We start from the raw sequence: 19471 nt of genomic DNA, 5'->3' as shown, positions 1-19471 counted from the left end.
GGGAGCCGCCACGCGATGGACGAGACGCGTCCGACCAACTTCATCCGCCAGATCATCGACGCCGATCTTGCCGCCGGAAGGCACTCGCTGGTGGTCACCCGCTTTCCGCCGGAGCCCAACGGCTACCTCCACATCGGCCACGCCAAGTCGATCTGCCTCAACTTCGGCATCGCCCGCGACTACGGAGGCCGCTGTCATCTCCGGATGGACGACACCAACCCGGCCAAGGAGGAGCAGGAGTTCGTCGAGTCGATCAAAGAGGACGTCCGCTGGCTCGGCTTCGACTGGGGCGAGCACTCGTACCACGCCGCCGACTACTTCGATCGCCTCTACGACTGGGCCGAAAAGCTCGTGCGCGAAGGAAAGGCGTTCGTCGACGACCAGAGCGCCGACGAGGTGCGGCGGACCCGCGGTTCTTTGACGACGCCGGGGACACCCTCGCCGTTCCGCGACCGCTCGCCCGAGGAGAACCTCGACCTCTTGCGGCGCATGCGAATGGGGGAGTTCCCTGACGGCGCGCGCACGTTGCGCGCGAAGATCGACATGGGCTCGCCCAACCTCAACCTGCGCGATCCGGTGATGTACCGGATCCGCCGCGAGCACCACGACCGCACCGGCGACAAGTGGTGCATCTACCCGACCTACGACTGGGCCCACGGACAGTCCGATGCCATCGAGGGCGTCACCCATTCGCTCTGCACCCTCGAGTTCGAGGCGCACCGCCCGCTCTACGATTGGTACCTGGAGCAGATCCAGGTTCCCCACAAGCCGCGGCAGATCGAGTTCGCGCGGCTCAACCTCACGTACACGGTGATGAGCAAGCGCCTTCTCGGGGCGCTGGTGACCGAGGGCCTCGTCTCCGGCTGGGACGACCCGCGCATGCCGACCATCGCGGGGCTGCGGCGGCGCGGTTACACGCCCGAAGCGATCCGTCTCTTCTGCGATCGGATCGGCGTTGCCAAGGCCGACAGTACCGTCGAGGTGGAGCTGCTCGAAAACACGCTGCGCGAGCTGCTCAACGTTTCCGTCAAGAGGGCGCTCTGCGTGCACCGACCCCTCAAGATAACGATCGAGAACTGGGAGGAAGGCAGGGTCGACGAGATCGAGGCGCCGTTCCTGGCGGATGCGCCCACGGCCGGCTCGCGCAAGCTTCCCTTTACCCGGGAGCTGTTCATCGAGCGGGACGATTTCATGGAGGTGCCCGCCAAAGGCTGGAAGCGTCTGTCGCCCGGCAAGGAAGTGCGGCTCCGCCACGCCTATGTCCTGCGCTGCACCGGCGTCACCAAGGACTCGCGGACGGGCGAAGTGAAGGAGCTGCGCGCCACGATCGATCCCGGGACGCGCTCGGCGAATCCGGCCGACGGGCGCAAGGTCGGCGGCACCATCCATTGGGTCTCGGCACCGCTCTCGAAACCGGCGACGCTGCGTCTGTACGACCGGCTCTTCGATGTCGCAAACCCGGGCGCGGGGGATGCGGACTTCCGCACCCAACTCAACCCGCGTTCGCTAGAGGTCATCGAGAGCGCGCGCGTCGAGCCCGCGCTGGCGACGGCGAAGGCGACAGAGCGCTACCAGTTCGAGCGCAAGGGGTACTACTTCGCCGATCCCAAGGACTCGAAGGACGGCGCGCCCGTGTTCAACCTGGTCGTGCCCCTGCGCGACACATGGGGAAAGGCATCGGTCATCGGAGGGAAGTGACGTACTCCGCGGGCAGCCCGACTTTCTCCGCAGTGGCGCGGAGCCTGGCGGCATATCCTGCATTCCGTTCGCTCGGCGAGGGCGCCTCAGGGAGGTTGTAGCAAAGCGCGCCGATCACCGCGCCGCTGGCCAGGTGCGCGAGAACGGCCTGCGGCTTGTACGCCTGGACGCTCGGCTCCGAATAGAGTTGGTGCAGCTCGGAGGACGTGAGCGACATCGCGACGCCATGCACCCGGGCGCCGGCGACGGGAACGAGCGCCGCGCGCTGGCCGATTCGCAGGGCAAAGCCGTCGACCGTCGCCAGCTCGACGCCTTTCGGCTCGACTCCTTTCGCGCGCAGCAACTCGACGTCCATGAAGAGCCCGTAGAAGAAGACGTCCACGCGCCGCGACGACACCTCGCGGACCGCGAACGTCGCCGCTACCTCGACCGCGGCGCCCGCAGGCAGCGAGGCGACGCCGACGGCGAAGCGCGCGTGACGTCCCGCCTCGCCGAAGACGTCCACGAAGAGGTCGGAGGCTCCGTTCACCACCGCCGGCTGCTGGGTGAAGCCCGGCGCCGCATTCACGAACCCGCGCACTTCGACGACGCGCTCGACGCGATCGAGGTTGCCGAGAAAATCCTTCACCTGTGCAAGCAGATTCAGCGCACACAGCTGCGCGCCTGCGCGGGCTTCGTCGAGGGACACCTGAGCGCCGACCTGGCCGACGTGGCGAAGCTGGCCGTTCCAGGTCGTGATCTGGCCGGACACGAAAAGCAGCGACCCGGCCTGAACGCAAGGCACGAAGTTCGCGACCGGGCGGCCTGCCTCGGGCAATATGAGGTTCAGCTCTCGAAGGCGAGTCTCGATTCGGGAAGCCATGCTTCCTGCCCTTCAGGCGAAGTTCACGGCAGAGGTATTTCCGCCGCTGATCACGACCGCCACGCGGGACCCGGTCTGGACCTCGAAGCGCCGCGAGAGCAACGCTGCGAGGGCTGCGGCGCCGCCAGGCTCCGCCGCGACGCGCAGAGTGCTCCACAGAGCCTGCTGCGCTTGCGCGATGGAATCGTCGCTGACGAGGACGACCTGCTTCACGTAGCGCTGCGCGATGGGGAAGACTCTCTCGCCCACCCGGCGCGGCGCGAGCGAATCGGCGGCGATCCCTCCGGCAGGCGCGTCCACCGGCTTGCCGGCCTCGAGAGCGCGGGTGAGCGTAGGGGCCAGCTCGGGCTCCACTCCCACGATTCTCACCCGATCGCCAAACCAGGCGGCGATGCCGCCGATGAGGCCGCCTCCACCGACCGCGGCAAGGACGGCGTCGAGCGCGGGTGCCTGCTGCTCCAGCTCCAGACCGAGGCTCCCGGCGCCCATCAACGTCTCGTCCTGATCGAAAGCGTGCACCTGCAGGGCGCCGGACGACCCGGCCCACGCCTCGCTCGCGGCGAGCGCATCGGCGTAGCGCTCGCCGACCAGCATCAGCTCCGCGCCGGAAGCGCGGATTCGTTCGATCTTCGCTGGATTCGAGATGCGCGGCACATAGAGGCGCGCAGGTACCTTCAGCTCCTTGGCCGCGTGCGCCACGGCCGCGCCGTGGTTGCCGCCCGAGGCGGCGACAACTCCGGCGGCGGGGACGCTCCGCAACAGCAGGTTGGCAAAGGCGCCGCGCGCCTTGAACGAGCCCGATTGCTGCAGCAGCTCGAGCTTGAGGACGATGGTGATGCCCTCGAGGCCGAAGTCGCGCCCTTCCACCTCGACGATCGGCGTGCGCCGGATGTATCGCCGGATCACCTTTTCGGTGGCTTCGATCTGGGTCCGACCGACGTTAGAAGGACTCACGGAGCACCCGGCGGGCCTCGGCGATGCGCTTCTCGTCGCGGCGATAGAAGGTCCACTGCTTGATCCGTTTCGGCCTGATGAGCCCGAGCCGCGCGAGGATCTTGAGGTGTTCGTGCGCGCTCGCCTGGGTGACGCCCAGCTTGTTGGCGATGAAGACGCTGCACACTCCGTCCTTGACCAGGTCACCGTCGACCTGGGGCGGAAAGTGGTCGCGGGGCTTTTTCAGCCAGTTGAGAATGGAAAGCCGGCGGTCGCTGGCCAGGGCCGCCGCCAGATCGCCGGGAAGCACTTAGGGAGTTTCCTAAGTACCTAAGTGATTGTCAAGCGACAGCGAAGGGCCTCTTCGCGCCGCACCGCCCGGCGCACCGAGGGATCTCCCAGGCTGCTCGCTCTCCCGGCGCCCGTCCGTCGCCCTGGCGGGGTTTTCGGTCGATCGGGGCGTCCCTACATTGCCGGGATCCGCAGGGCTCGCGCCTGGAGCGCCGCATGAACAAGCCGCTCGCTGCCTTGGTGACCTCCGTTCTCTCCGTCATCATTTGCGTCGCGCCTCACGTGCGCGCCGCCACTCCGCCGAGCGGCTCGGTCAGCTCGACCACCACCGCCGTCTGGGACTTCGCTGCGGTCGTAGCCGGACAGTTCACCGACGTCGGCGTCGAGGACGCCTGTCCGCCGGGGCTCTGCGACAACTACGATCTCACCGTCACGCTGCCCCAGCCAGCCGCCCAGTTCTACGTAAGCAACACGGCCACGTTGACGCTGCACTATGAGTGGACCAGCAACCAGCCCACCGACATGGATGTGTTCGCCTTCGCCCCGAATGGCGCCAAGTACGGTCCGGGATCTCCCGATGGTCTCGTTACGGGACCGGGCTACGCCGACATCGTGGTCAGCGATCCCGTGGAAGGCGTCTGGCACGTCCGCGAGACCGCCGCGCTGGTGCCCGTACCCACGGCCGCACACGCGACGGCGACGCTCACCGTCGGCACGCGCACCAGCCCGCCTACTCCGCGCATTCCGCCGAGCGCGGCCAGATATACCAACTACCCGGCGGACGATCAGATGGCTCCCGCACTCGGCTCCACGACCAACGGCGCGCACGGGGCCGGCGAGCCATCCGTCGGCGTGAACTGGAAGACCGGCGCCACCTTCATCGAGGCCGGCAATCACACGCTGCGCGCCATCTTCGATGACAGCGTCTCTCCGGCGAAGGTCACCTGGGCAGACAAGCGCTCGCCGTTCGCCCGCGTTTCGCTCGACCCCATTCTCTGGGCGGACAGCAGCACCGGCCGGGTGTTCGAATCGCAGCTCGACGGCGCCTGCAGCACCACGTCCTATACCGAGGACGACGGCGAGACCTGGTTCCTGTCGCAGGGCTGTGGGACGCCCGCCGGACCGGACCACCAGACATTGGGCGGCGGCAACTTCGCAACGCCCCAGCCCGCGGTCACGACCTATCCACATGCCATCTATTACTGCTCGCAGGGTGTCGTCACGGCGGTCTGCGCCCGCAGCGACGACGGCGGCCTTACGTTCGGTCCGGGCGTGCCGATCTACAACCTCACCCAGTGCGGTGGGCTCCACGGCCACATCCGCGTCTCGCCCGATGGGACGGCCTACGTTCCGAACGAGGATTGCACCGATGCCGCGGGAGTGCAGCGGCCGGCGGTGGTCGTCAGCAACGACAACGGCCTGACGTGGAATGTCCGCACCATCAGCCGTGCAAAGTCCAGCAGGCCAGGCGGAGATCCTTCGGCGGCGGCAGGCGCGAGCAACACGCTGTACGTCGGCTACGTGAACTATGACGGACACCCGAACATCGCCATCTCGCGCGACCACGGCCTGACCTGGTCGAAGCCGTTCGACGCGGGCGCCGGTTACGGGATCCAGAATGCCGAGTTCGCGGAGGTGATCGCCGGCGACGACGACCGCGCTGCGTTCGCCTTCCTGGGCACTCCCACCCCTGGAGATGACCAGTCGAGCGGCTTCAACGGCGTCTGGCACCTCTACGTCGCGACGACCTACAACGCCGGCAAGACGTGGGTGACTGCGGACATCACACCGGCGGATCCAGTGCAGCGCGGCTGCATCTGGAATGGCGGCGGCAGCAATCCCTGCCGTAACCTGCTCGACTTCAACGACATCACCGTCGACAGGATCGGCCGCGTGCTGATCGGCTATGCCGACGGCTGCACGGGCTCTTGCGTCGACGACCCCACCGCGAACGCCTCGTTCGGTCCCGCGAGCGCGCAGGACGCGCTGGCCACGATCGCGCGGCAGGCGAGCGGCAAGACGCTGTTCCGCGCCTACGACGGCACGCTGCCGAAATAGTCCGCCTCACAGGCGCGGCAGCGCCTTGTGCGCGAGCCGCCGCAACTTTCGCAGCTTGCTCTCGACGCTTTCCCCTCCGCCCACGGCCAGGCGGAGCATGGCGTCCGTCCGAAGCACGTAGAGGCCTCCCAGGCGCGGAGTGCCCACCCAGAACGCTTCATCGCCGAGCCCGCGTACGGGCCTCGGAGGCGGCTGGTCCTTCTCCTCTTCCTCCTGCCGCCCGGCCCCGCGGTCCTCGTGAAAGGATCTCCGCCAGAGCGCGCGGACGCCAGGACCGCGCGTGACTTCGAGCGAGATCGATTTCGGGAACGAGCGAAGCTCGAAGAAACAACGCTCCACCGCGAGCCCCGGGCTCTCGGTCGCGCTGGGCTTGGTTCGCATCGGCGCCTCCCCCTGGACCGCGGAGATCTCGGCGGAACTGAGCAGCGCGCAGACAGCGGTGGCGAGGAGCACGGCGCCGCAGTCTACCGGACGGTACAGGAACGCGCGCCAGTCGAGCGCGCTCGAGTTGAGCGCCGGCCCCGCCGTCATCACAGACATCACACGTGATGTTGACACTGGTTCGGCCGGCCCCATGCTTGCGAAGGTGGACCGGACCCGGACGGTACGAGAGGCGATTCGCGAGGAGTTGCTGCGCAGACCCGCCACAGCGCGTGAACTGTCCGACCGAGTTTCCATCCGCGAAAAGGACGTCGCCGACCATCTCCGGCACCTGGAGCGGTCGCGAGGACATGACGGTCACGACCGTGTACTGAGAACTATCGGGCGGCTTGATCCGCGGCGTGCGTCTCGCGCGTCACCCGAGGTGGCCCTCCGTCGTCCGGCTCCACCCAACGTTCGCCGGTGTAGAGCGCGAAGACCCGACCCTGCAATCCGCTCTTCTCTACGGCTTGCGCCAGTTGCTTGCGCGGCTCGCCCAGAGGCACCGCCATCGAGTGGTACGCCTCGAAATGGATCGGCACCATGTACCGGGCGCCGAGGTCGCGGAAGATGCGGAGGGCCTCTTCCGGACTGGCGTGGTTCGGGTTGCCACCGCGGGCGGGAGCGATGGGAAGCAGTGCCAGATCGATCCCCGGATACCGTTGCCCGATCTGCGCGAAGATCTTCTCGTCGTAGCCCGTATCCCCGGCGAAGAACACGCGCCGGCCGCTGCCTTCGATCACGTAGCCGGCGGAGGACCGATTCCACAGCGCATCGACCACGAAACGCCCGCCTGCGTGTCGCACCGGGACCGCGGTGATCTTCAACCCGCCCCGCTCGATCGGCTTCCAGAACTCCATCGCCTGCTTCCGCTGTTGCCGGATCAGGTGCAGGTAGCTCGCGGCATCGGGTGGGAAGAGGACCTCGGTGTTGCGCGGTAACTTGCGCAGCGTAGGCCGGTCGAAGTGATCGATGTGCAAGTGCGAGAGCAACACGAACTGCACCGGCGGAAGTTGGTCCGCGGTCAGCGAGGGCGGCGTGATGCGCGGCACGACCACCATGGAGCCGCTCAGATTCGGGTCGGTGAGAACGAATCGGTGCCCGAGGCGGATCAGGACCGTCGCGTGACCGACCCAGACGACGCTCAGTGTCGCGCTCGGGTCGTCCCTCGGCAGGCCGCGGACCGCGGGCTCCTGGCGGGGGCTCGCGCACGCAGCGAGCAGGCTGGCGAGCAAAGCGGTGTTCAGGAGCTCGCGCATACCTGTCAACTTGCTGCGGAAATTACGGGTGCGCACCATGTTCACGTGCTGCGCTTGCTCGCTTCTCTCGCATGCCTCTGGCTGGCCGCCTGCTTCGGGCGCAGCAGCCCGAAGGGCGAGTTCCGGCTCGATCGAGCGGCAATCGCGCCGCAGGATTTCGACAACGCCCTCTTTCAGACGGTAGGCGTCCAGCTCCGGCCCGGAAACCAGGTGGAGGTGGTCAACAACGGCCGCGTCTTCGACGTCGCCATCGAGGAGATCGCACGGGCGCGCAGCAGCATCCATGTGGTGAGCTTCATCTGGAGCGAGGGGAAGGTCTCCAGCCGGATCGTCACCGCACTCGCGGGCAGGACCCGCGACGGAGTCCCCTGCCGGGTGATCGTCGACGCGCTGGGAAGCCCCAATTTCGCGAACGTGCAGAAGCAGCTCGAGGGCATCGGATGCGCGACGCATCGTTTCCGTCCCATTCCTGGGCAGGACGACGCGGCCCGCGAGCACCGGAAGATGTTCATCCTCGACGGGCGCGTCGGAATCACCGGCGGGTTCGGCATCGACGACAAATGGGACGGCGACGGCCGCACGGACCAGCCGCCGCAGTGGCGCGACTCCAACCTGCTCGTGCGTGGACCCGCCGTGCTGGAGATGCAGCAGGCCTTCGCGGAGAGCTGGGAGGAAGCGACCAGGACCCTGCTGCCCCGCGACACGTTTCCGGCTTCGGAGGATGCCGGCCGGTCGCTCGCCGCTTTCGTGAGCAGCAGCGAGAACAGCGTGGCGACCAGGAGCGATCGTCTGACGCAGCTCCTGATCGGAGCCGCGCGCAAGCGCCTTTGGATCAGCAACGCCTACTTCGTGCCATCGGTTCCGATCCTCGATCTCCTCATGCGCAAGGCGCGCGAGGGAGTCGACGTTCGCGTCCTGGCTGCCGGCGAGCGTACGGATACCAAAGCGTATCTGTCGCAGCAGCGGGCCAGGATGGATCAGCTCGTCGGCGCAGGAGTCAAGGCATACGAGTACGGTCCGACGATGATGCATTCGAAGTTCATGGTGGTCGACGAGCGCATCACGGCGGTGGGATCGACGAATCTCGACGCACTGTCGCTGAACAAGCTGAACGAGGGCACCGTCGTCGTCGTCGACGAGAACCTCGCCCAGCGCGAGGCCGCCGTGTTCCTCGAGGACCTGGCCCTCTCGAAGGAAGTCGGGTCGTCGAAAGCGCGTGTGACCACGCGCTAGATTCCCAATCGTTCCCTGACGTACTTCGGCGCGGCGTTGCCGAAGGAAAGCATCGCATCGTGCAGCGCGCGCAGGTCGGGATACTTGCCGTGGTTCTTCTCCCAGGCCGTGCGGATGTCGTTCATCTCCGCATTGCCGACGTAATACGTGGAGAGCTGCGTGGAGGTGAGCTGGGCGCGCTTCCACTTCCCCACGGCCTCGCCCTCCTCCTGGTAGCCGTCGTTCATCATCCGCGCGATCGCTTCCTTCTCGCTCATCCCTTCGGTGTGGATCTTCTGGTCGATGATGGCGTTGAGGATCATCCGCAAGCGCATCTTCAGCTGCTGCATGCGAACGTCCGCTCCGCCGTACCCGGCGTCCGCCATCAACTGCTCCGCGTACGTCGCCCAGCCTTCCACGAACGTGCCGGAAAAGACCACGCCGCGCACCAACGTCGGCGCCCGGAAGCGATTCGCATGCGCCAGTTGGAGATAATGGCCCGGCATCGCCTCGTGGATGGTGATCTCCTGCAGCATGGAATCGTTGTACTCGCGGAAGAAGGAGTCCACGCGCTCCGGCGTCCAGTCCTCCGGCGTGGGAGAGATGTAATAGAAAGTCTTCTTGTTCTTCTCCAGGGGTCCCGCCGGGCTGCAGGATGCGACCGCGACTCCCCGCTGGAACTCCGGTGTGGCGACGATGTCCAGCGGTTCCTCGAGCACCGTGACGAAGCCTTTCTCCTTCACGAACGCGGTGGTCTGGGCCAGCGCCTTGGTCGCCTGCGGAATGACGGTGTCGTTGTTCGGGTGCTTCTTCGCCGCCTCGTCGAGGACGGCCTTGATCGCGGCGCCCTGATCCGCCGGCGGCGGCTTCTCCGGAAACAGCTTCGGCCACATCTGCATCGCGGTGAAGTACATCGCCGACCGCGTCGACTTGAGGTCGGCTTCCGCGCGGTGGAGGATCTCCTCTTTCGACAGGTCGGAATCGAGAGCGAACCTCAGCTTCTTGCGGAACTTCTCGTCGCCGAGGCGAAAATCTCCGTTGGAGCGCGGCAGCAGCTCCTTCTCCAGCCACTGCTGGTAGTCCGCCAGCGCCGCCAGCGCCGTCGACTGCGCCGTCCGGAACTCCTTCTCCAACCCCGGCGCCTGCTTCACCAGCGGCTCCAGCTGCTCCTTCACCAGCTTCGACGTCCCTTTGTTCTGCTGGATGGCAGTCTCGGTATGCACCTTCGGCGGAGACTTGAGATTCGCCTTTGCCGCGGCGACTACCGCCGGAACTCCATTCAGGCGCCCGATGACCGATCGCAGCCCCTGCTCCGGGGGCGCGAACTCTCGTGAGATCAGCGCGTAGATCGCGCCACCGACGTTGTACTGCAGCGGATTCCACTGCCACCCTCGCAGCGTTTGCAGCTCGTAGACCTGTGACTCGAGCCGGTTCTTCAGGATGCGGTAATCGACTGCGTCCTCGGCGGACAGCTTCTTCGGATCGATGCGCGCCAGCTCCGCGAGCCCACTTTTCGCCGCCGCCAGATCGCGCTCCACCCCCTTCGCGCTGTAATCGTCGAGGCGCGCGTCGTTGCGGTGGTCACCGAGGCGCGTCGCAGTCTCCGGGTCGCGGTCGAGGAGCTCCTGGACGTACTTCTGTGCGAACACGTCGAAGCGGGCGTCATCGGTTGCAGGAGCGGCAGCGAGCAGGAGGGCGCAGACGATCAGGTTCATGCGGCGCACTCTAGCGCTCCGGTGGACGGCCGAAGACCTGCCGCAGTAGAAGCGTCGGATATCTCAACCGGAAAGCAGCTTTCTCGATGACGTTCCGATCGATCCGCTTTCTTCGCGATCGGCTGAAGCTGCGGGGATGGATCGCATTGTGCCTGATCCTCGCTGCCGCGGTGGGACTGCCTCGGTTCCTCTCGTCGCGATTCATGTCAGAGCGCCGCCTGGCGAGCAGCCTCGAGCGCGCCCGGACACATCTGGCAGCGCGGGAGCTCGATCAGGCTCGGCGCGAGCTGCACGAGGCACTCGGCTTGGAGCCAGGCAATGCCGAGGCGCGCACCCAGCTCGCTACGATGGAGCTCGGTCTGGGAAACCGGGAGGTCGCCTTCCTGGAATTTCAGACCCTCACCGAGATGCAACCGCAAGATCCAAACGGCTGGATCGGGATTGCCGACCTGATGGTGAAAGGCGGTTTGCACGATGCGCCCGAGGCCGCCCTGGACAAGGCGATCGCGGCAGCGCCGACGCGTGCCGATGCGCACTTGCTTCGAGGCGAGATCCGTTTCCGCGTCGGTCGCTACCATGGCGCCCACGTCGATGCCCAGACGGCGGTAGCGGAAGCGCCCCAGGACGCTGCGGCTCGGGCGTTGCTCGTGCGGAGCGCGGCGGCGCGCGCTGAACCCGAAGCCGCGGATGGTCGATTTCAGGAATCCGTTGGGAGATTGGGGCCGATCCCTTCGACCCGCTTTCGCGCCGAGACGCAGTCGACCGGCAACCGATTTGCGTCCGTCGCGCGCGAGCACTGGCCAGGACGGCTCGCACAGATCCGGCAGGCGCTCGAAATCGAGATGCGGCAACAGAATTGGGCCGCGGCGCAACGCATCGTCGACTCTGCTCGGCAGGGATATCCCGACACGGCATTTGGTCCCTTCCTCACGGGCATCGTCGAGCTTGCACAAGGCCACGCCGGCGAAGCGGAACGATACCTGTCCGAGTCACTGAAGTCGGCGCCGCGTTCCCCCGTGATCGCCACCGCTTTGGCGAAGGCCTGGTCGCGCAAGAGCGGCGCCGCGTTTGCCGGTGAACGGTTGATGGGCCTTGCGGAACGCGACCGCGGGTTCGCGTTTGCGCGCTATCTGGCTGCTCACGCTTTCGTGGATGCTCGCGATCCGGCCGCCGCGGAGGCCGCGCTCCGGCGCGGCCTCGTGTTGCAACCGGATTCGTCGGTGCCCTGGCAACATCTTGCGGATTACTACCTGGAAGTCGATCGCAGTGCCGAGGCGATGAGCCTCTTGCAACAAGCGCTCGATCGGTTCCCGCGCGATCCCGATCTCCAGATCATGGCGGCACAAGTGAGCGCTCAACTCGGCAACTCGAAGGAGGCTATCCGGATCTATGAGGAGGTTCTCTCGCGGAGACCGGACCTGGACGTCGTCGAGTACAAGCTCGCCGGATTGCTTGCTTCCGAGGACGAGAATGGCGCATCGTCGCGGCGGTTGCTGCAGCTCCTGCAGCATTTGCGTTCGGATCACCCTTCCGATCCCTTGCTTCTCGATGGGTTGGGATGGGCGCTGTACCGCGCCGGCGATCCGACCCGCGGCCGCGCCTCGCTGGAAGCCGCCGTGAACGGCGCGCCGGATGAGCCAAGCCCGCATTACCATCTCGCGGCGATCTACGCCCGCGAAAACAAGACGGAACTCGCGCGCACCGAGCTGAAGGCCGCGCTCGATTCGAAGCGACCCTTCGCGGAGCGGTTCGAAGCCCTTCGTCTGATGCGAGACGCGCCTCGACGCAGCGCTCCTTGACTTTGTGATGACCGACCTTGCACGGTCGCGGCCCGGATAGGCAGCGCTTCGACGGAAAGGACATCTGCCATGCGGAACCGCTCGGCGTATGGTCCGGTGACGGTCGGATTGCGCAGACCAGCCATTTTCATGCCGTTGCTCGCGCTCGTGCCGTTCATCGTCACTTGCGGCGGGAGCAGCTCTCCGGCCGCATGGACGCGGCCGGTGCCCAAGGCCCTGTGCGGCGCGAGCGACCGCGTCGAAACGGGGCTGCAGGGTCAGACGACGTTGGCGGAGCGGACGGGTCATCCGAGCGCTTCGGAGACGGCATACAACTGCAACCTCCAGCTGGTCAGCCAGATCCAGGAAGAGGGCGCCCAGTGGCAGCTCACCTGGTTCAACGACTGCGCTTACTTCGGTACCTACAACAACCCAACGAAGACGCACCCCGGGGTCCCCGTGGTGGACGCCTCCAACCCTGCAAGCCCGAAAGTCACCACCTACCTGAACGCCAGGGCGATGATCGACCCGTGGGAGTCCTTGAAGGTGAACGAGCCGCGCAAGCTGCTCGGGGCCACCAAGGGTCCCGGGTTCGGGCCTTCCCAGCCCACGGATCGGCAGTTCGCCTTCTACGACATCTCGTCCGACTGCGCCCATCCGACGCTGCTCTCGGACGTAGATGTTCCGGGGCACACGGGGCATGCGGGCGACTTTGCCCCCGATGGCATGACGTACTACGGCACCGGCGCCGGCGGCACCGGATTCACCGCGATGGACATCAGCGATCCGAAAGTGCCGAAGCTGCTCTGGCATGGCGCCGGCGACATCAACGAGACGCACGACATCTCCATCAGCAACGACGGGAATCGCGCCTATCTGACGCACTGGGGAAACTTCGTTCCCTTCGGCCTGCCCGGGCCCAATGGGTTGGTGATCCTCGACACGAGCGACATCCAGAAGCGTGTCGCCACGGCGCAGCCCAAGTTCGTCAGCGCCTTCTACTGGGACGACGGTGGCGTCGCGCAGCAGTCGATCCCCGTCACATGGGGTGGAAAGCCGCACATCATCTTCACGGACGAGACCGGAACCAGCAAGCTCGCCTCTCCCGCGGCTGGCCGGCAGGATTCATGCTCGAAAGGGCTGAACGTATTCGGGTTCGCCCGAATCATCGACATCAGCGACGACAAGAATCCGAAGCTCGTCGCCAAGCTGATGCTGGAGGTCAACGACGCGTCGCTGTGTCACCAGTACGTGGGCGACTACCCGACGGACACCGCCGATCTCGACAACTACGGATACTCCGCCCATTACTGCACCCCCGACTCCAGGACGGATCCGAAGATCATGGCGTGCGGCTATTGGGGAGCCGGGCTGCGCGTCTTCGACGTCCGCAATCCGTATCTTCCGAAGGAGATCGCGTACTACAAGCCGCCCGCACAACGGACCAAGACGCTGCCGGGGTCCTCCTTGTGGACCGATTACGGCGGAAAGGACCGGACCACCGACCGCGTCTCGGCCAACGTGCGCTTCCGCACCATCGGCTCCGAGAACTATCTCTGGTTCGCAGGGCAGGACAACGGGTTCATGATCGTGAAATTCACGAAGCCGCTGTCACAGCTCCTCCCGTGAGGGTCCTTGCGCGCGGAGACCGTGGTCTTTGCGGCGATCGCGATCGGCGCCGTCAGCGCTGTGCACGCGGACGGCGCCTTTCCCGACGAGTTCAGCATCCATTTTCCAGTCAGCTCTCCCCACAGGATCTTCATCGGAGCCAACTTCGGCCTGCTCGTCTCCGAGGATGACGGGCTGACCTGGCGCTACAGTTGCGAGCCGTGGGTGGTCGCGGGATCCAACGCGGCGCTCGCGTTCGCCAGCGTCAGCTTCTACAACCTCACCGCGGACGGCGCCCTCCTCGCGGACGCGGGCGCTATCAGGAACATGACGCGCTCGAGCGACGTCGCGTGTACCTGGCCGTCGTCCACAGGCTCGATCACCGACCAGCTCGTGGCGGATTTCTTTCCCGATCCGAGACGCCGACCGGCAGCTACATGGTCGCCTCGCACGACGGCGGCAAGACCTTCGATGCGCCCCATCTCTACGAAACTCAGCAGATCCTGACGGGCGTGGAAATCGCGCGGTCCAAGCCGGGGGCCGCGTACGCGACCTCGTTTTCGAGCAGTTCGGGGACGTTCGTGGCCAGCTCCGACCGGTTCACGACGCCCGGCATCGCGAAGACGTTCCCGCTCGACCCCGCGACGGAGCCGCGGATCCTCGCCGTGGACCCGGATGACGAGAAGAAGGTCTACCTGCGCATCGTCGGGGCTGTCTCCGACTCCATCAGGGTCACGCTCGACGGCGGGCAGACTTTCCAGACCATCCTGGACTCCACCGAGGCCCCACTCTCCTCGTTCTTGCGCGCGAGCGACGGCACACTGTACGCGGCCACGCGCAGCGGCAAGCTGTACATCCGCAAGCCGAACGCGATCGCATTCACGGTGCAGGACGCTCCGCACCTGCGCTGTCTCGGCCAGCGTCCCGGAACCACGCGCATCTACGGCTGCACGGACCTGGTGGTAGACGGCTACAGCCTCGGTGCCAGCGACGACAACGGTGCGACGTTCCAGCGGGTGATGAGCTTCCGGGAGCTGTTGGGACCGCTCACCTGTACGCCGGTGCAGACCAACTGCCAGGCGCATTGGGAACGGATCCAGGGGGTCCTCGGAATCGGAACGCGGGACGCCGGCCAAGGCGGGTCGACGCCGTCTGGCGGATCGCACTGCGCCAGCGCTGGCGCCGATGGGTGGAGCCTCTGGTTGCTCGCTGCCTTCGTTTGGCGCCGGCGCCGCGTGATCACATCGGCGGCACCTGGCCCTTCATTCCGACGTTCACACGCGCAGCGGTCAGGCCTCCATCCGACTGCTTCTGCGACACCAGGAATACGCGGGCGCCGGGCTTGAGCTCGCTCTTGTCGACGGGGGTGTAGGTGACGACGACCGTGTCCTTGGTGACGAGGATCTTCTTCTCGCCGCCTTTGTACTGCACGGTCATCACGCGGTCGTTCGCCACGCTGACGATGTTGGCGACGTTCGCGTTGGTCATCTTGCTCTCGGGCTTGAGATCCCAGTCGTAATGCCCTTCGCCGGTGCCTCGCATGTTCTCGGGGAAGATGTGCACTTCCTGCGCGACCAACGCACCATCGCGCTCGCCCACCGTCGTGGTGCCGATGAACTTGCCGCTTGCAATGTCGGCGACGCTTCCCTTGAAGATCCCCACGACCACGAAATTGTCGGCGAGCTTGACGTTCATGCTCTGCCCGCTGCGGTCCTTGACGGTCAGATTCTGCCCGTCGAGCTTCTCAACGGTCCCGCGGATTCTCACGGGCGGATTGGCGGGCGCCTGCGCGAAGGCAATTGCGGGGACGGCAGCGGCAAAGAGTCCGACAGCGAAACGCGTCATTGTGTCCTCCGGATGCGGAGCAATACCTCAACCTCGAGCGCAGCGCCTCTCAGCGCTACGACTCCGCAGCTCATCTGCCGTTCCCCGGAGATGTTCGTCAGTTGCGCGGATAGCTACCCAGCCCGCCCACCAGGACGTTCGGGGGCGGGGATCCGGTGCGGCCGCCGCTCTCGCGGTAGTCGACCCACGCCTCGAGAGCATTGAACATGGCGGGGAGCGCGGCGTCGTATTCGGCTCCGCCGTGCCCCATGCCCGGGATGAAATACACGGCCAGGAGCTTGCGGGCGCCGGCGACGCCGAAGCGCGCCTCGACCAGGCGCTTGTACACCAAGGTCTCGCCCGGCGAGACGATGGGATCATGCGAGCCGTGACCGATGATGATGGGGTGCTGCAGGTCCCCGGTATTGTCGAACCTGCGCAAGTCGTTCGCGACCGGGGGCGGGCTCAGGTTCGGATCCCATGCCTTGATCTCGTCGAGCGAGAGGACGCCGTCGCCGTTCGGGTCGTAGAACCGGTCGAACTTCGCGACCGAGGTCGTCGCGTACCCGAGGATCGCGGTGTACGAGCCGAGCGGCCATTTCGCCGAGGCCGGCGGCCACCTGTACTCGGATCCCGGTACACGCCCGATGTTGAAGGCCAGGCCGCCCACATGCGCCGGCATGTTGTAGATGTTGAGCAGCGCCTGGAGTTGGTCCGGAGTGAGCGGGGGACTGAGCGGAGTGGTCGCCGGATCCCAGTTCGGCCTGGCGGTCCGCTTGGCGATGATGTCGTCGATGCGCGATGCGATGACGTCGAAGTTGCGGACGAACCTCGTGTTCGAGCCCATCCACTCGATGTGCGAGGTGATGCCGTACCCCGCGAGGCCGCCGTCGTATTCCTCCGGGTAGTCCTCCACCATCATCTTGGTGTTGTGGCCGCCGTTCGAGCCACCCACCATGAACGTGCGCCGCGCTGGCTTCCCGTAGTAGCGGCTGATCAGGGCCTTCGTGTACTGCGTGAGCTGCAGGATCCGGCGCCTCGACTCGTAGTACTTGTCCTCGGGCTGATCGATGATGGTGAAGCGGTTCCAGCCCTGATCGCTGAGGGCGTACGCGTAGCCCTTCTGCAGTCCCACCGTCTTGAAGGCGCCCGAGGCGTTCTCGTCGCCCGAGAATCCGCGCGCGCCCATGGCGAACTCTCCGTTCCAATTGTCCGGCAGGGCGATCTGGAATTTCGCGTCGCCGAGGATGCCGTGGATGTAGCGGTGGGGCACCGGCGTCGTGCGGCGCTCGTCGACATCGATGTTGGCTTGCGCCCGCGCGCTCGTGGCGAACGCCGCGATCGCTACCGCGATGAAGTAAGAAGCGATGAATCGGACAATGGAGATCCTGAACCGATGACCGGTCATGCGATCCTCCCAGCGTGAACGACATTGAGCGAGGTTCGGTGGGCCCCCCATCGCTCTCGTGCGACGAACGACCTAGCACAACGCCTGGGCCTGTCACGCCGCGCCGCGCCGGTCGGCGGCGCACGGAGATGATGGCGCAGCACTTTTACAAGACGAACTACACGCATCTCGAATTGGAGCGCTGTCGGCGGCGTTCCTGGCAGTGCGGATGGCGCCCCGCGCGAGGAGCAAGCGTACCGTGCCGGCGTAGCCCTTGTACGCGGCGATGTGGAGCGGCGTGTTCCCTTGACTGGTGCGCGCGTTAACGTCGGCTCCTGCGTCGAGCAGGATGCCGATCAGCTCCGCCGAGGGCTCGGCATCGCTCTGACTCGTCGCTACCGCACCAGACTGCGTCAGGACCCATTATCGCGCATCCCGTTCCGGACGATCGACGGCTGCCTGAAATCGATGATCTACCTAGCCCAGCCGTCAATGACTCAACCGTGCCAGACCGCAGGGAACAGGAATCGACTCGACAGACTTGTACCTCCAACTTGGTCGGAGTAGACAACTCTCAAGCAGGTCGCCGACTCTGGCACGCGGGGGTTCGCAAACAGATCTTGATCCACGCCCAACTGGCCGCGTGTCTCAGCCTTCGATGATGGAGGCGTTCTGGAAGCGATGTCGGATTCAGATCTGGTTGCGAACCACCTCGCTGAGGGTGGCGGTGGGGGGAGCATCTGGCTTCAGGAGCTCTTCCGCCGGCACTACACACGGGTGGTGACCTGGTGCCTTCGGGTTGCCGGGAACCGCGAGGAAGCCCACGACCTCGCGCAGGCAGTGTTCGTGAAGGCGCAGCGCCATCTCGAGGCCTTTCGGGGAGAGTCGAGAGTATCGACCTGGCTCTACTCGATCACCCGAAGCGAGTGCCTGAACTATCTCAGATCGCGCTCCCCGCTCGACAATGCGCTGGACGACAAGGCCGCTGAGGCGCTGCCCGACGATCCGGAATCGCGCCCGGAGCGATTGTTCGAGTTGCACTCCTCGGTGCAGGCCGCGCGCGCTCTCCTGGATCGCGAGCTCAACGAGATCGAGAAGCGCGTTTTCACGCTGCACTACGGCGACGACGTGCCGCTGCAGACCATCACCCGCCTGCTCGGGCTGCAGAACGCGAGTGGCGCGAAGGCGTACCTCGTCAGCGCGAGACGCAAGCTGGCCCGCGCCCTGCAGCGATGGCGAGCGAGCGAGAAGCTGACGGCGTAGCAAGGGAGAACGGACATGGCAGAACCGAGATCGCGGGAACGCTCGCTGCTGACGAAGGCCTTGTCGCCTTCCGACGTCTGTGCGACTCCGTTCGAACTGACCAGTCTGGGCGAAGGGTCGCTCGCGGAGCCCGCAGCTGCGCGACTGCGGGATCACCTGTCGGGCTGCCCGCGTTGCCAGACCGAGCTGACGCTGTTGAATTACTTCGAGAACGCCGCTCCCAGGCCCGACGAGGAGCGCACGGTGCGTTGGATCTCGACGCGTCTGGAGGCGGAGACGATCGGAGGGCCTTCACCGTTGCAAGCCCGCCAGAGCGCCGAGCTGCCCCGGCGCTCCGTAGCCAAGGGCCTGAATCTCGGTGGATTCGCCCTGGCGGCCGCGGCGCTTGGCGCGGCCATGACCATCGGAGTGCGGGAGCGCCACGCACCGGAGCTCAGGCAGCCCTCGCCGGCCGCGCCCACCATCCTGCGGTCAGCCGGAATCACGATCCTCTCTCCTGCCGGAGATCTCCACACGGCGCCTGACGAGCTGCGCTGGGAGCCGCAGACCGACGCCACGTCCTATTCCGTCCAGGTGATGGAAGTCGATCACGTCGCGCTGTGGAGCGCCGAGACCCGCGATGCGAGCATCGCCTTGCCCCAGGTGCTCCGGGCGCGGATCATTCCTGGAAAGCCGCTGCTCTGGGAGGTGGTCGCGAAAGATGGGGCCGGCAAGGCGGTGGCGTGGTCCGGCAAGCAGCGCTTCAGCGTCAGCAAGTAGTCGCGGCACCAAGGGGGAAAGATGCGCACCATGGTGACGAAGCAGCCAATGCATCGGTCGCGTGATCGTTCGATCGCGGCGATCCTTGCGCTGGCGGCTTTGGCGGTGCCGTCGATTGCGCTTGCCGACGATGGCACCTATTGCGTGCCCGTGCTCCCCAGTCGGATCCTGCAGCTGAGGGTGCGTCCAGCCGTCCCCAACGACCCTACGCCGATCATCGTCGACCAGCTTGGCCCTGACTTTGGAGGGGTCGGAATCGTAATGCTCGGCGCGCCGGAAGCAGCAGGTACCGCCCTGATGATCGGGGGCTCAGCGGTCATCCGCACGGTTTATCCGCCTGAAACCCCGGAGCTTTCCAGCGACCCGATGCTCGCGGTGACCATCACCGCCTCCGATCAGGTCCG

The 19471-nt window shown here is 66.2% G+C and carries 18 protein-coding genes; 9 read left to right on the top strand and 9 right to left on the bottom strand.

From position 1 onward, the window contains the following. The first annotated feature begins 15 nt into the window (after positions 1–15). Positions 16–1698 (top strand): glutamine--tRNA ligase/YqeY domain fusion protein, encoded by a 1683-nt coding sequence (locus E6J58_04105; GenBank protein TMB40894.1) that lies wholly within the window; start codon positions 16–18, stop codon positions 1696–1698. Here the strand turns inward: E6J58_04105 and E6J58_04100 are convergent. The 3 genes from E6J58_04100 to E6J58_04090 are packed head-to-tail and all read right to left on the bottom strand — an operon-like array spanning position 1682 to position 3803. Further along, positions 1682–2560, bottom strand: a complete 879-nt coding sequence (locus E6J58_04100; protein ID TMB40893.1) for a hypothetical protein — start codon at positions 2558–2560, stop codon at positions 1682–1684. The genes E6J58_04105 and E6J58_04100 overlap by 17 nt on opposite strands. Positions 2561–2572: 12 nt before the next feature. Further along, on the bottom strand, positions 2573–3514 hold the full coding sequence (locus E6J58_04095; protein TMB40892.1) for a threonine/serine dehydratase: 942 nt from the start codon (positions 3512–3514) through the stop codon (positions 2573–2575). Then, complete coding sequence (locus E6J58_04090) at positions 3501–3803, bottom strand: winged helix-turn-helix transcriptional regulator (GenBank protein ID TMB40891.1); 303 nt, start codon at positions 3801–3803, stop codon at positions 3501–3503. Before E6J58_04090 ends, E6J58_04095 begins: the two co-directional genes overlap by 14 nt. Before the next feature lie 197 nt (positions 3804–4000). Here E6J58_04090 and E6J58_04085 point away from each other — a divergent pair, with 197 nt between their 5' ends. Further along, positions 4001–5842 carry an exo-alpha-sialidase gene (locus tag E6J58_04085; GenBank protein TMB40890.1) on the top strand — a complete coding sequence of 614 codons (1842 nt, stop codon included), beginning with the start codon at positions 4001–4003 and terminating at the stop codon, positions 5840–5842. Between the two features lie 6 nt (positions 5843–5848). On the opposite strand, the gene E6J58_04080 is transcribed toward E6J58_04085, so the two are convergent. Both E6J58_04080 and E6J58_04075 read right to left on the bottom strand, forming a co-directional pair. Continuing rightward, the gene (locus E6J58_04080; protein ID TMB40889.1) at positions 5849–6382 is read right to left on the bottom strand and encodes a hypothetical protein; all 534 of its coding nucleotides are present in this window, start codon (positions 6380–6382) and stop codon (positions 5849–5851) included. A 218-nt stretch (positions 6383–6600) separates the two neighbouring features. Next, a complete protein-coding gene (locus E6J58_04075; GenBank protein TMB41067.1) occupies positions 6601–7806 on the bottom strand; it encodes a hypothetical protein in 1206 nt (401 codons plus the stop codon). Between E6J58_04075 and E6J58_04070 the strand changes: the two genes are divergently transcribed. Beyond that, complete coding sequence (locus E6J58_04070) at positions 7228–8754, top strand: cardiolipin synthase B (protein TMB40888.1); 1527 nt, start codon at positions 7228–7230, stop codon at positions 8752–8754. The two genes, E6J58_04075 and E6J58_04070, sit on opposite strands and share 579 nt — an antisense overlap. Here E6J58_04070 and E6J58_04065 read toward each other — a convergent pair. Further along, a complete protein-coding gene (locus E6J58_04065) occupies positions 8751–10448 on the bottom strand; it encodes a DUF885 domain-containing protein (GenBank protein TMB40887.1) in 1698 nt (565 codons plus the stop codon). The genes E6J58_04070 and E6J58_04065 overlap by 4 nt on opposite strands. 86 nt (positions 10449–10534) lie before the next feature. Between E6J58_04065 and E6J58_04060 the strand changes: the two genes are divergently transcribed. The 4 genes from E6J58_04060 (at position 10535) to E6J58_04045 (ending at position 15180) form a co-directional block, all read left to right on the top strand. Beyond that, entirely contained in the window at positions 10535–12247 is a 1713-nt protein-coding gene (locus E6J58_04060) for a tetratricopeptide repeat protein (GenBank protein ID TMB40886.1), read from the top strand. A 69-nt stretch (positions 12248–12316) separates the two neighbouring features. Beyond that, complete coding sequence (locus E6J58_04055; protein TMB40885.1) at positions 12317–13855, top strand: hypothetical protein; 1539 nt, start codon at positions 12317–12319, stop codon at positions 13853–13855. Between the two features lie 6 nt (positions 13856–13861). Further along, positions 13862–14341 (top strand): hypothetical protein, encoded by a 480-nt coding sequence (locus E6J58_04050; protein TMB40884.1) that lies wholly within the window; start codon positions 13862–13864, stop codon positions 14339–14341. A gap of 5 nt (positions 14342–14346) precedes the next feature. Beyond that, entirely contained in the window at positions 14347–15180 is an 834-nt protein-coding gene (locus E6J58_04045; protein ID TMB40883.1) for a hypothetical protein, read from the top strand. On the opposite strand, the gene E6J58_04040 is transcribed toward E6J58_04045, so the two are convergent. From E6J58_04040 to E6J58_04030, 3 genes are all read right to left on the bottom strand, one after another. Next, positions 15074–15595 carry a hypothetical protein gene (locus E6J58_04040; GenBank protein TMB41066.1) on the bottom strand — a complete coding sequence of 174 codons (522 nt, stop codon included), beginning with the start codon at positions 15593–15595 and terminating at the stop codon, positions 15074–15076. The two genes, E6J58_04045 and E6J58_04040, sit on opposite strands and share 107 nt — an antisense overlap. A gap of 181 nt (positions 15596–15776) precedes the next feature. Beyond that, entirely contained in the window at positions 15777–17117 is a 1341-nt protein-coding gene (locus tag E6J58_04035) for a tannase/feruloyl esterase family alpha/beta hydrolase (GenBank protein ID TMB40882.1), read from the bottom strand. 42 nt (positions 17118–17159) lie between these two features. Next, complete coding sequence (locus E6J58_04030) at positions 17160–17462, bottom strand: hypothetical protein (GenBank protein ID TMB41065.1); 303 nt, start codon at positions 17460–17462, stop codon at positions 17160–17162. A 264-nt stretch (positions 17463–17726) separates the two neighbouring features. On the opposite strand from E6J58_04030, the gene E6J58_04025 reads away from it, so the two are divergent. Both E6J58_04025 and E6J58_04020 read left to right on the top strand, forming a co-directional pair. Next, positions 17727–18308, top strand: coding sequence for an RNA polymerase sigma factor (locus E6J58_04025; protein ID TMB40881.1), 582 nt, complete (start codon positions 17727–17729; stop codon positions 18306–18308). 15 nt (positions 18309–18323) lie between these two features. After that, positions 18324–19067, top strand: coding sequence for a hypothetical protein (locus E6J58_04020; GenBank protein TMB40880.1), 744 nt, complete (start codon positions 18324–18326; stop codon positions 19065–19067). Positions 19068–19471: the final 404 nt, after the last annotated feature.

This window comes from Deltaproteobacteria bacterium, from assembly GCA_005879535.1.
Lineage (GTDB): Bacteria > Myxococcota > Myxococcia > Myxococcales > 40CM-4-68-19 > 40CM-4-68-19.
The sequence above is the reverse complement of the archived record's forward strand: the minus strand, read 5'-3'. Positions and strand labels throughout refer to the sequence as shown.